The organism is Flavobacterium niveum, from assembly GCF_055231775.1.
In genome coordinates this window covers 493,940-507,245 of the sequence record NZ_JBUYSX010000003.1, presented here as the reverse complement: position 1 = coordinate 507,245, position 13,306 = coordinate 493,940, and the positions used below count along the sequence as shown (strand labels likewise).

Annotated in this window: 7 protein-coding genes; 5 read left to right on the top strand and 2 right to left on the bottom strand. The window is 45.4% G+C overall.

Annotation, left to right across the window (positions count from 1 at the left end):
- Positions 1–118: 118 nt before the first annotated feature.
- Both ACZIX4_RS10570 and ACZIX4_RS10565 read right to left on the bottom strand, forming a co-directional pair.
- Positions 119–2,086, bottom strand: coding sequence for a RagB/SusD family nutrient uptake outer membrane protein (locus ACZIX4_RS10570; RefSeq protein ID WP_463335601.1), 1,968 nt, complete (start codon positions 2,084–2,086; stop codon positions 119–121).
- A gap of 18 nt (positions 2,087–2,104) precedes the next feature.
- The gene (locus tag ACZIX4_RS10565; protein WP_463335600.1) at positions 2,105–5,194 is read right to left on the bottom strand and encodes a SusC/RagA family TonB-linked outer membrane protein; all 3,090 of its coding nucleotides are present in this window, start codon (positions 5,192–5,194) and stop codon (positions 2,105–2,107) included.
- A gap of 426 nt (positions 5,195–5,620) precedes the next feature.
- On the opposite strand from ACZIX4_RS10565, the gene ACZIX4_RS10560 reads away from it, so the two are divergent.
- From ACZIX4_RS10560 to ACZIX4_RS10540, 5 genes are all read left to right on the top strand, one after another.
- The gene (locus ACZIX4_RS10560) at positions 5,621–6,922 is read left to right on the top strand and encodes an acetylxylan esterase (RefSeq protein ID WP_463335599.1); all 1,302 of its coding nucleotides are present in this window, start codon (positions 5,621–5,623) and stop codon (positions 6,920–6,922) included.
- A 7-nt stretch (positions 6,923–6,929) separates the two neighbouring features.
- The gene (locus tag ACZIX4_RS10555; RefSeq protein ID WP_463335598.1) at positions 6,930–8,237 is read left to right on the top strand and encodes a rhamnogalacturonidase; all 1,308 of its coding nucleotides are present in this window, start codon (positions 6,930–6,932) and stop codon (positions 8,235–8,237) included.
- 90 nt (positions 8,238–8,327) lie between these two features.
- Entirely contained in the window at positions 8,328–10,460 is a 2,133-nt protein-coding gene (locus ACZIX4_RS10550; protein ID WP_463335597.1) for a hypothetical protein, read from the top strand.
- 18 nt (positions 10,461–10,478) lie between these two features.
- Entirely contained in the window at positions 10,479–11,633 is a 1,155-nt protein-coding gene (locus ACZIX4_RS10545; protein WP_463335596.1) for a glycoside hydrolase family 88/105 protein, read from the top strand.
- A gap of 8 nt (positions 11,634–11,641) precedes the next feature.
- Entirely contained in the window at positions 11,642–13,303 is a 1,662-nt protein-coding gene (locus ACZIX4_RS10540; protein WP_463335595.1) for a glycoside hydrolase family 28 protein, read from the top strand.
- Positions 13,304–13,306 lie beyond the last annotated feature (3 nt).

Below are 13,306 nucleotides of genomic sequence, written 5' to 3'. Positions count from 1 at the left end.
AGGCTGTTTTGCTGATGGGCCGATATAAAAACACTACACAGGCAATAGCCTGTGTAGTGAAAGTAAATAAACAAACCCAAATTTATTAACTAAGTAACCTGATTTTTTTATAAAACTATTAGTAACCAGGATTTTGCATAGCCTGTTTTTCTTCGGCTGTAAGCGGCCTTCCACCTGTAAAGTTAAGGTCAAGGAAGGTTTGCGGTATAGGCCTGTAGTTATGCTTCTCCTGAACGTTTGGTGCAGCCGAAGGGTTGTAAGCCTGGGCACGTGATACCAGTGTTTTGGTACGTGCAAGGTCTGGCCAACGGTGCATTTCACCACAAAGTTCCCTTGTACGCTCGTTTAGGATTAGGCACAGCATACGTCCGAAATCACCACTTACGCCAAGAGTTGAAGCGATATCCTGGTCTACCTGCGGAAGGTTGCCAAGGTCTGAAATTGTTAAGCTTGTAGCAGCGGTAGTTACCGCTATGTGTGTAGACTCATAGTACGAGTTTTTAGTCATGTATGAGTTGGCATCAGCACTTTGCCCTGAAGTAGAAACCACATAAGCAGCGCCACCGTCTTTATAAGCAGCACGGTCTTCACCTGATTTAAAGGCAGCCCTTGCACGCACAGCATTAATATAGTTAAGTGCTGTAGCGTAAGAACCACCACCGCCTAAAGAAGCCAGCCTTGCTTCGGCTTCAGCAGCCATAAGGTACGTTTCAGCAGAACGGGCCAGTATGGCATCACGGAAACCTTTAGTATCATTTACACCCACCCTTGATGCATCAAAGAATTTTGATAGCGAAGGGAAACGTGGCTCAGTAAGCATCGATTCATTATTGGTATTGTGTACTACATATACACTCGGTATCGTTTTGCTTGTTGGTGAATTTACGTCTATAACAGTGTTATTATATTTCCTTTGTACATAGGTCGCATCACCTTTAGGGTTGTTGATGTACAGAATACCCAGGTCGCCGTTAGCGTAGTATCCGCCCGAAGCGTTGTTAACACGGTGCTTGGTACGGAAACTCTTCCAGAAACGTGAATCGTTTACACCGTCAAACACCTCGTAAGTGAAATACGTAGGGGCAAGGCGTGTATACGGACGCATACCGGTAAGGTCGCGCTTCATCATCGGAAGGTCATCGTATTTAGACGTGTAGTACAGGTGGGTACAGTTTCCTGAAGTCATTGTAATATCATCTGTAAACTGTGCAGAAAGGATAATTTCAGGCAGGCTTTCGCTGGCTCCGTCTGCTCCGGCATACGTCCAAAGGTCGCCGTAGTTAGTAGCAAGCGGGTGGCTGGCTATTACCTCATCACACAGTGATTTACACTGGCTAAGGTCGGCCTGTTTTGTAGAACCGTTCCATGAATCGTTAATTTCGCTGGCACGGTACAGGTAAGCTTTAGCAAGGTAATGCTTTGCAGCATCTTTAGTCACTTTTGCAGGGAAACCCGATGCAGGCAGTAGTGTAATTGCCTGGTTAAAGTCGGCTATAATCTGCTCGTATACCTCTGCCGCTGTAGCGCGGGTAAACTCATTTTCAGGAGTGGTAGATGCCGTAATTTTAAGTGGCACACCACCGTACTGGCTTACAAGGCGCAGGTACAGGTAAGCACGGAAGAAATACCCTTCGCCCATGGCAGTTTCCTTAACAGCCGGGTTTGTAGAAGTAATATCTGTAGCGCTTTTTATAAGCAGGTTAGCCATACCTATAGTAGTATACGCCCAGTTCCACTGGCGCTCAGATCCTATAGTGTTAGAGTTTATAACCGGTATAATAGACTGGAAGTTGGCATTATAGCGGTTCCAGGTACCGTTACTATCGTCTCCGCCTATGGCAAATTCGTCTGTACCGTAGTTAGTAGTGGTGTACTGCAGCTCGTCTGAGAAAGGCGATGCCAATGCACGCTGGTACATACCATTGCCCAGGGCTATAACACCCGCTTCGGTTTTATAATAATCGTTGTTCCTTGCGGTTGTAAGCTCTTCATCCAGAAAATCATCATGGCAGGATTGAAGGCTTCCCATGGCAATTACCACGGCAAGGATATTTATACCTATCAGTTTTTTATTCATCAATTTCATAATACAAATTTTTTGGGTTTATAGGTCAAAGTTAATACCTGTTACAAAGCCCCTGTTAAAGTAACGTGCCCTAACATCAAGGTCTACCCAGTCTACTTTAGAGTAGATAGTACCCGGGTTCATGGCCTGTACGTAAATCCTCAGTCCGCTTATTTTCATCCTGTCAGTAATTGTTTTAGGGAAAGTATACCCTAAAGATATGTTCCTGATTTTGATGAATGAACCGTCTTTATAACCTAATGACTGGTAGTAAGGGTCGGCAGTACCGGCAGTATATTCAGGACGTTGCCAGTCAGAATTCTGGTTTGTCTCAGTATAATAGTTAATCTGCCTTTGGTTAAAGCGGCCGCCTTCGTGCTCACCACCTGTATCATACAGGTAATCAAGCCTTCCGTAAAGGAATATGCTGAAATCAAAGTTACCGAATTTTACGTTATTAGTAAGACCCACGACATATTTTGGCAGTGTGCTTCCTATAACCGTACGGTCGTTGTTAGCATCAATCTTGTTATCACCATTTAAATCTTTTGGCCTTGTCTGGCCTGCTTCAAATGCGTGTCCGTTAGCATTAAACAGTGCCATTTGCTCGGCATCTTCAGGTTTCCATATACCATCGGCCTTGTAACCGTAGATAACACCAAGCTGTTGTCCTACAAACCAGTTGTTTACAAGGTCTTCCTGTATACCGTTTGCTAACTGTGTAATTTCGTTAGTCTGGATAGATCCGTTAAAGGTACTGCTCCACTGGAATTTACCTGTATCTACGTTAACAGTAGTTAGTGTAAGTTCTGCACCCGAGCTTTTTGTAGCACCTACGTTTGCCCATGTATTGTCAAAACCGCTTACAGGGTTAAGCTGTTGCAGCAGTAGCAGGTCATTTGTTTTAGAAGTATAGAAATCTAAAGCACCGCTTACCCTTGTTTTAAAGAATGAGAAATCTATACCGAGGTTGTATGAAGTAGTACGCTCCCATGAAAGGTCCTGGTTAGCCAGTGTTAATGATGGCAGGTTACCAGAAAGCAGTGTACTGCCTTGTGGATAAATTGTTGAAGCAAGTGCTCCTTTTGTAGCATAAGGGTCTATAGCAGAGTTACCTACCACACCTACACCCAGCCTTAGCCCCAGGTTGTTTATCCATTGGGTATTTGAAAGGAAATCTTCCTTGCTTAGTGTCCAGCTGGCAGCAGCACTCGGGAAGAATGCCCACTTATTACCGTCTGCAAGCTGTGATGCACCATCAAATCGGCCCGAAGCAGTAAAGTTATACTTATCGTCATAGGTATAGTTTACACGGCCCATGTACGATAGTATTTGCCTTTCGGTAAGTGCCGATCCGTAGCCTGCAAGGTTTAGTGTACTAATGTTTGCAGGGATAAGTGCGTTCCAAAGCTGGTCTGAATACGGTACGTTATTCGCAGCTATATTGCTTGATTCCCAGCGGTATTTGGTTTCACTCATAAGGCCGGTAAGGTCAATGTTGTGCTTACCAAATTGCCTGTTGTACAGTAGCAGGTGGTCTAACGTATAAGACAGCGCCTGGTCTTTGTAAAGCGATGCATAGCTGTTGCCGCTTCGTATTACCGAAAGCCCGTCAAGGTAAAGACCGTTACGGTTAAACGAAAGGTCCGGACCGAAGTTTACCCTATATTTAAGGCCTTTAAGCGCATCGGTAAAGCCACCGAAATCAACTTGTGAGAAGAAACTGGCGAAGATACGGCTGTTTTGGCGCTCGTCGTTAGAGTATTTCCTTTCATCAATTACAGTCCTTACAGCATCATCACCACCCGGGAACTGAATCCTGTTTCCATCATCGTCATACGGTACTGCGTAAGAGTAGATTGCTTTTGCAGCATCATAAAGGTTGTCTGAGTTTACAAGGCCGCTACGTCCTGAAAGTGACTGGCCGTATTGCAGCACGCCAAAACTGGCATTCATAGTACCGCCAAACTCAAACCACTCTGCAGGTTTTATATCTATACTCACTTTACCGGTATAGCGCTTGTATTGCTGACCTACTACGGTACCTTTGTTATCAAGGTAACCAAATGAACCGAAAGCTTTTATTTTGTCTGAACCACCGCTTACGTTTAGTGAGTACTGGTTAGTAATACCCGTTTGGGTTACATAGTTTGTCCAGTCACGAGAGGTTACTTTAGAACCGTCCCATGTGCCGCCTTCCCAGCCTTTTTCTATGTTGGCCCATGCATATGGGTCTTGAGAAGCGAAGAAGATAGCCTGGTCATTTTCTATAGTAGGCATATCACCACGAGGGAAAACGTTAGGATCCTGGTAGTATTTAGCCCAACGCCTGAATGTAATGTACTGAGACGCATTCATGTTTGGTGCAAGGTCCCTTATCTTCTCTATAGTAGAAGAGTAGTTAAGGCTGATGCTGAACCTGCCGGCTTTACCTTGTTTTGTACTAACAATTACAACACCGTTTGCTCCCCTTGAACCGTAAATAGCCGTAGCAGAGGCATCTTTAAGGATGTCTATCGACTCTATGTCAAGAGGGTTGATGTTTTCTATACCGCCCGAAATAAGCGGAATGCCGTCTACCACATACAGTGGGCTGTTACTGGCACTAAGTGAACGTACACCACGTACGTTAATGCTACCCAGTGTACCCGGGCGCTGGCTCGATGTAATGTCTACACCCGCAGCCTTACCCTGCATGGCTTCAAGGGCGTTGTTTACCGGCCTTGATTTAAGTTCTTTTGCGTTTACACTGATAATAGAACCTGTTACGTCTGATTTTTTCTTTTGCCCGTAACCGATAACTACTACCTCTTCCAGTTCCTGTGTGGCAGAACCAAGTGTTACCGAATAATTAGACTGGTCCGTCACGGTAACCTCTTTTGTTTCCATTCCCACAAAAGAAATTACAAGGACCTCGCCGTTTGAGGCTTCAATGCTGAATTTACCGTCAAGGTCGGTTTGTGTGCTCCTGGTGGTGCCTTTTACCACAATGTTGGCTCCCGGTACTGTACCGCTGCCATCCTGTACTGTTCCTTCAATGACCCTGCCCTGTGCAAAAGTAATTGCAGGTATCATTGCAAAAAGTACTACCAGGAATCTTAATAAAAAAGTTTGGTAAGTTTTTTTCATAAGTTAATAATTTTTTACAGCTTTATTTTCAAATTTCACAGTAAAATTAGTCTTTGCATAAGGCTGGTTATCCTGTACTATCCTGCCATTTCAAAAAAAATAAAACGTTTTAGTTAGTTTCTGAATAAAAAATTATCCTGAGAATCCAGCAAACACTAAGCTTTTTCAATATAACGTTTTCGTTAACGTATCTTTAACAAATAGCGCAAAATTTTTTGTCAGTACGCAGAAGAATATCTTTAAAGTCCATTTCAGGGTGTTTTGCAGGTTTATAAAATCATGCAGGCAAGAGAGTACAGGATACTGCTTATGCTGTACAATTTTATATTTGATTAAAATATTCTGATATAATTTTCATTCATATAAAAAATGGAAAGTATTTTATAGATTATTTCATTTTGAAGCAATAACCTTTCTTCTATACCAATGATTAAAAATTACATTATATCATTATTTGTACTACTTAATACACTTGTGTTGCAGGCACAAAATTACCCATCGGAAAGCGATGTGCTTTGGGTAACCACCCCCACAAAAAAAGACTGGATATATAAAGTAAAAGAAGAAGCCAAAATAACCATACAGCTATACCGCTACGGTATGCCCTATGATGCCGAGTTGAAATACAACTTTGGCCCTGAGCTGCTGCCTGCTGTAAAAGAAGGTAAACTGAAGCTGAAAGACGGCAGGGCAGAGCTTTCACTCGGCACCATGACTGTACCTGGCTTTACCGATTGCAGGCTTACTGCCGAAATAGGCGGGCAAACCTACACCCACCATATTAAAGTAGGCTTCGACCCTGAGAAGATACAACCCTATACACAATACCCATCCGATTTTAAGGAGTTTTGGGATAAAGCCAAAACCGAGGCCGAACTTTGCCCCATGAAGGTAGAAAAGACTTTGGCACCCGAGTTTTGTAATGATAAAGTAGATACCTACCTTGTAAAAATACAGGCCTATAAAGAGGGATACAATATTTACGGGTACCTGTCTATGCCTAAGAAACCGGGCAAGTACCCCGTAGTATTTACACCACCGGGTGCAGGCATCCACCAGATAGACCCCACCAAAGGGCTGTTTTATGCCGAAAGCGGCATGATTCGCCTTGAGATAGAAATACATGGCATCCGCCCCGACCTTGATGTGAAAACCTATAAGGAAATAGCCAATTCATTTAGCAGCCCTGAAAATGGTTACCTGGTAAATGGCATTGAAGACCGTGACCGTTACTATATGAAAAAGGTATACCTGTCTTGCGTGCGAGCCATTGACTATCTTATTTCATTACCGGAATGGGATGGTAAAAACATCATAGCACAGGGTGGCAGCCAGGGCGGAGCACTTGCACTGGTAACCGCCGGGCTCGACCCAAGGGTTACGGTATGCGCATCAAGTTACCCGGCACTTAGCGATATGGTAGGCTATCTGCACGGCAGGGCCGGAGGCTATCCGCACATGTTTAAAAAGGTAAGTGGTTTAGACAAACCTGAAATTATCAAAACACTTGAGTATTATGATGTGGTGAATTTTGCCAAAAACATTAAAGTGCCTACGTTTATGACTTTTGGGTTTAATGACGATGTTTGCCCGCCCACTACAACATATGCGGCATACAACTCGCTTACAAGTAAAAAAGAGTTGCTTGTAACTCCAATAAACGAACACTGGTCGTCAGATACTACCAAGAGGGCGGTGCTGGCCTGGATAAAAACACAACTAAAATAAACCGATAATGAAATCAATAGTTTTAAAAGTAGTGCTGCTGCTGGCGTTTACGGCATCGTATGCGCAGGATAAATTTCCGGACGGGTCGCCCATACCCGAATGGTTCCGCAAAACAGGTGCCGTAAACATCAGCACGCTTGGCAAACAATATAAAATAACCGACCACGGTGTTGCTGCCGACAGTACTATTGTACAGACCGCAAAAATTCAGGCGGTTATAGACAAGGCTGCCACACAGGGCGGGGGAGTTGTGGTTATCCCGTCCGGTACGTATGTAATGGGTTCGGTATTCTTTAAACAAGGTACGCACCTGTACCTGGAAAAAGGTGCTGTACTAAAGGGCAGCGACGACATCAGCGATTTCCCGGTGATGGAAACCCGTATAGAGGGCGAAACCTGTAAATATTTCCCGGCATTGGTAAATGCTGATGGGGTAGATGGTTTTACCGTTTCGGGTGAAGGCATTATAAACGGCAACGGCCTGCGCTACTGGAAAGCCTTCTGGCTGCGCCGCAACTGGAACCCTAAGTGTACCAACAAAGACGAAATGCGTCCGCGCCTTATTTATATCTCAAACAGTAAAAATGTGCAGGTATCTGGTTTGCACCTGAAAGATTCGCCTTTCTGGACAACACATTTCTATAAGTGTGAGAACGTGAAGTTGCTCAACCTGCGTATTACATCGCCTAAAGCCCCGGTAAAAGCCCCCAGTACAGATGCTGTGGACATAGATGTATGTACCAATTTCCTGATAAAGAACTGCTACATGTCAGTCAACGACGATGCCGTTGCGCTTAAAGGCGGTAAAGGCCCGTACTCTGATAAGGATGTAAATAATGGAGAAAACCGCAACATACTTATAGAGGATAACGAATACGGATTTTGCCACAGTGCACTTACCTGCGGCAGCGAATCCATTCACAACTATAATATACTGTTCAGGCGGTGTAAGCTTCACCAGGCAGAGAAAACACTTCACCTGAAAATGCGCCCTGACACCCCGCAACTGTACGAGTACATCACCGTACAGGATATTACCGGCGATGCAGGCAGCCTTATCAGCGTAAAGCCGTGGACACAGTTCTTTGACCTGAAAGGACGTACTGAGCCGCTGATGTCGTACTGCCAGAATGTTACCATGAAAAACATAAAGCTGGATTGCCCGGTAGGCTTTGATATTGCTGAGTCGGATAAGTACCAGCTGAAAGACTTTACGTTTGAAAACATTGCCATTAATTCCCCGAAAGGGCAGCTGGATAAAGCACAAAGCATTAAAAACGTGGTACTGAAAAAGGTTAAAATTGAAGACAAATAAACCTACAAGGTTGAAAAAACCTTGTAGGTTACCGTTACTGCTCCTGCAAGGTCTTTAAGACCTTGTAGGTGTAAATAAAAGAATTAAAAAATGATAAATAAGATTACACAGGCGCTATACATCAGCTTGCTGGCCATATCATTGCCCTGCATGGCACAAAAGGCAAAGATAGACCGCCATGCCCTGGTGCAACGCAACAGCCCGCACATACAACAGTTTGACAAGCATGCATCGCTTTCGGTGGGCAACGGAAATTTTGCCTACACGATAGATGCCACGGGGCTGCAAACCTTCCCGGAATTGTATGCTGAGGGTGTACCACTGGGCACGCAGTCACAATGGGGGTGGCACAGTTACCCAAATACTGAAAACTATAAGCCCGAAGAAGCGCTTAAAAACTATAACTTCCGCGGTTGGGAAGAACCGTATTCGGTACAGTTTAAGGATGCCGGTCGCCAGCAGGATGCATCCAATTATTTCAGGGCAAACCTGCACAGGTTGCATTTGGGGTATATTGGTCTTGAACTGAATAAGAAAAATGGCAGCGCAGTAACTGCTAAGGATATTACCAACATTAATCAGGTACAGGATTTATGGAATGGTGCTATAAATAGTAAGTATACCATAGACGGTACAGCTGTTTCGGTACAAACCGCTGCGCATCCTGATAAGGATCAAATAGGTTTTATAGTCAAGTCGACATTAATAAGCAAAAAGCAACTGAAGATTAATTTCCGTTTCCCTTATCCTACAGGCAAGCATACCGATGATGCTACCGATTGGTCTTCACCCGAAAAACATAAAACCGAAATTTATTCGCAGGACGGGCATTCGTTTGTATTGAAACGTACGCTTGATACTACCGTTTACTATGTATCGGTAAAGTATACCGGTAAGGCACTGTTGCAACTGAAATCTCCGCACCATTACACACTGCAGCCGCAAAGCGATGATTTTTCCTTTGTGTGCAGCTTTACGCAAAATCCGCCTAAAAATCTTAATGAAGCTACGGAAACCTTTAAGCAATCAACTGCTTATTGGAACAATTTCTGGCAAAAAGGCGCTGTCGTCGATTTCTCTAAAGCTACCGACCCAAGGGCTAAAGAGCTGGAACGACGGGTGGTACTGTCGCAATACCTTATGGCAATACAATCGGGTGGAAAATACCCGCCACAGGAAACGGGATTGACGTACAACAGCTGGTTTGGCAAGTTCCACCTGGAAATGCACTGGTGGCACGCGGCCCACTTTGCCCTGTGGAACCGCCCTGAATTGCTGGAACGCAGTATGGACTGGTATACGCAGGCGGCACCTATAGCCAGGAACATTGCCAAAAGGCAGGGTTTTAAAGGCCTGCGCTGGATGAAAATGACCGACCCGACCGCTGAAGAAGCGCCATCGGGGGTAGGGTCGTTCCTTATTTGGCAGCAGCCACATTATATTTATATGGCGGAACTTATCTATCGTGATAAGCCAACTAAAGAGGTATTACAAAAATATAACGCATTGGTACAGGAGACTGCTGAGTTCATGGCTTCCTTTGCCACCTACGATAAGGAGAAAGACCGCTACGTGTTGAAGGGCATTATCGCAGCACAGGAAACACTTCGTGCCAGTGAAACCGTAAACCCTCCGTTTGAGCTTTCGTACTGGCATTATGCGCTTAACGTGGCCCAGCAATGGCGCGAGCGTATGGGGCAAAAGCGCAACCCCGAGTGGGATGTTATCATCAGCAAGCTTTCTTCGCTTAAGGAGAAGGACGGGCTGTACCTGGCCTCGGAAGATGCACTGAATACCTATACCGATATCCGTTTCACGTCAGACCACCCTGCGGTGCTTGGCGCAGTGGGCATATTACCGCAAAACCGCCTGCTGAAGCCGGAAACCATGAAAAGGACACTCAGCTGGATTTGGGATAACTGGAACTGGGACGAAACCTGGGGCTGGGATTACCCTATGGTGGCTATGGATGCTGCCCGCCTTGGCCAGCCCGATAAGGCTGTGGGCGCCCTGCTGATGGATAAGCGTACCAATACCTATCTGCCTAACGGGCACAACTACCAGGACGAACGCCTGCGCGTATACCTACCGGGCAACGGTGGGCTGCTTACGGCAATTTCCATGATGTGCGCCGGTTGGGACGGAACTACGGCAAACAACCCCGGTTTCCCGAAAGACGGTACCTGGGAGGTACAGTGGGAAGGGCTAAAACCGATGCCTTAAAAATCAAACCAAAACCTTATGAAAAGATACTTTTTATTGATACTGGCAATGCTTATGGTTGTACCCATGACAGCCCAAAAGACTTCCATAAAATTTGCAGATTCGGAAATGAAACGGTTTCCGCAGGCATGGCAGCTGGATCATGGCAGCCGCCTGTATTTTGGCTATTCGCAAGGATTGGGATGCCTTGCCATGCTGAAGGTCTGGAAACAAACCGGCGACCGTAAGTACTTTGATTATGTACAAAAATGGACCGACAGCATTATTAATGATAAGGGCGAAATTCACCTGTATGAGGTGGAGACCTATAATATAGATTACGTAAATTCGGGCAAGGTACTGTTTGACGTATATAAAGAAACCAAAAACGAAAAGTACAAACTGGCTATGGACCGGCTGGTAAAGCAGCTGAAAAACCAGCCCCGTACCCATGAAGGCGTGTTTTGGCATAAGCTTATTTACCAGTACCAGATATGGCTGGACGGCCTGTATATGGGTTCGCCTTTCCTGGCGCAGTATGCCGCTGAGTTCAACAAGCCCGAGCTTTTTGATGATGTTATCAACCAATTCCTGGTATGTGCCAAACATACGTATGATGCCAAAACAGGTTTGTATTACCATGCTTGGGACGAGAGCAAAACCCAGAAATGGGCCAATCCCGAAACAGGGCAGTCGCCTAACTTTTGGGGGCGCAGCATAGGCTGGTGGTATATGGCGCTTGTAGATACGCTGGATTATATCCCGCAAAACCACCCGAAAAGGCAGGAGCTTATACAACTTGTTCAGCAGCTTGCCGAAGCACTGCCGCGCTACCAGGACAAAACCGGCCTTTGGTACCAGGTGGTAGACAAAGGCACGCAGCCGGGCAACTACCTTGAGGCTTCGGTGTCGTCCATGTTTATGTACGGCTATGCTAAGGCGGTTAATAAGGGCTACATTGATGCCAAATACAAAAAGGTAGCCGAGAAAGCCTACGACGGGCTTATGAAAAATCTGATTGTGAAGAATACCGACGGTACGCTTACCCTCACCAAATGCTGTGCTGTGGCAGGGCTTGGCGGTACCCCTTACAGGGATGGCAGCTTTGAATATTATATAAACGAACGCATACGCGATAACGATGCCAAGGCAACCGGACCATTCATCATGGGCTGCCTGGAGCTTGGCAAATAATCCACATTATGAAAAAAACATTTTTACTGCTGTCGTTATGCACCGTGTTTTTAGCGGCAGCACAAAACCAATACGAGTACCTGTATAAAAACCTGCCGTTCAGCATGCCGGTGGTAACCCCGCCAACGTTCCCCGACAGGGAAGTTTCCATAAAGGACTTCGGTGGCGTGGGCGACGGCATTACCCTGAATACACAGGCATTTGCCAAAGCTATTGACGGGCTTTCGGCTAAGGGTGGCGGTAAGCTTATAGTACCTCCGGGGGTATGGTTTACCGGGCCTATTGTTTTAAAAAGCAACATCAACCTGCATTTACAGGCAGGGGCGGTAATCCTTTTTTCGCCCGATAAAAATCTGTACCCCATTATAGAGACCTCTTTTGAAGGGCTTGATTCGCGCCGCTGCCAGTCGCCCATATGGGCAAAGGGGCAAACCAACATAGCCATAACCGGTAACGGTGCCATAGACGGCAACGGCCAGTACTGGCGTGCGTTGAAAAAGGATAAGGTTTCTGAAAAATTCTGGAAAGAAGCTACTTCTAAAGGCGGTGTATTTAAACGTTCGGATTACTGGATGCCGTCGGCGCAGTTTAAGCGTGGCGATTCCCTAAGCGATATGAACGTACCGAAAAACCTGAAGACCGATGCCGAATGGGCTGCTATACGTGATTTCCTGCGCCCGGTTATGGTAAGCCTTCAGGAGTGTAAAAATGTATTGTTGCAGGGTGTTATCTTCCAGAACTCACCGGCATGGAACCTGCACCCGCTGATGTGCGAGAATATTATTATAGAAGGTGTTAAGGCGCGTAACCCACCGTATGCACAAAACGGCGATGCACTGGATTTGGAATCCTGCAAAAATGCCCTGATTATTAACAGTACTTTTGATGCAGGCGATGACGGCATTTGTATAAAATCGGGTAAGGATGCAGATGGGCGTAAGCGTAATTTTGCCTGCGAAAATGTAATTGTAGACAACTGCACCGTATTTAAAGGCCACGGCGGTTTTGTGGTAGGCAGCGAAATGAGTGGCGGTGTTAAGAATATCTCCGTAACCAATTGCCAGTTCCTCGGTACCGATGTTGGCCTGCGTTTTAAAAGCAAGCGCGGCAGGGGAGGTGTGGTAGAGAACATCTATGTATCGAACATCAGTATGTTTGATATTGCCACCGAACCGCTGTTGTTCGATCTGTATTACGGGGGTAAATCGGCTGTGGAGACTTTGGAAGACGGTGAAAAAACGCCCAAAACGGAAGTGATGCCTGCTGTAGATGAAACCACTCCAATATTCAGGAACATTTACATTAAAAATATAGTGTGCAGCCAGGCCGGAAGGGCGATGTTCTTTAACGGCCTGCCCGAAATGCCTATAGATAATATAAACGTGCAGGACATTACCGTAACAGCAAGAAAAGGCGCTGAACTGGTAGAATCTGAAAATATTAACCTGAAAAACATAAAAATTACGGTAGAGCAGGGGCCTGCATTGAAGCTTAAAAACGTGAAGAACGTTCAGATTGAGGGCTTTGAAACCGATAACGCTATTGCCACCGCTTTTGAGGTGGAAGGCAGCAGGTCGGCTAACATTACCATAAAATCGCCTTTGGGTAAAGACAAACTGAAAACGGCAAAGGATGTGAAGAAGTCGGTTGTAAAGTTATCGGTAAAGTAAGCA

What these genes read in the sequence shown, in the direction of transcription:
- ACZIX4_RS10540 (WP_463335595.1), top strand. Translation starts at nt 11,642, where the DNA reads ATGAAAAAAACATTTTTACTGCTGTCGTTATGCACCGTGTTTTTAGCG.
- ACZIX4_RS10560 (WP_463335599.1), top strand. Translation starts at nt 5,621, where the DNA reads ATGATTAAAAATTACATTATATCATTATTTGTACTACTTAATACACTT.
- ACZIX4_RS10550 (WP_463335597.1), top strand. Translation starts at nt 8,328, where the DNA reads ATGATAAATAAGATTACACAGGCGCTATACATCAGCTTGCTGGCCATA.
- ACZIX4_RS10570 (WP_463335601.1), bottom strand. Translation starts at nt 2,086, where the DNA reads ATGAAATTGATGAATAAAAAACTGATAGGTATAAATATCCTTGCCGTG.
- ACZIX4_RS10545 (WP_463335596.1), top strand. Translation starts at nt 10,479, where the DNA reads ATGAAAAGATACTTTTTATTGATACTGGCAATGCTTATGGTTGTACCC.
- ACZIX4_RS10555 (WP_463335598.1), top strand. Translation starts at nt 6,930, where the DNA reads ATGAAATCAATAGTTTTAAAAGTAGTGCTGCTGCTGGCGTTTACGGCA.
- ACZIX4_RS10565 (WP_463335600.1), bottom strand. Translation starts at nt 5,194, where the DNA reads ATGAAAAAAACTTACCAAACTTTTTTATTAAGATTCCTGGTAGTACTT.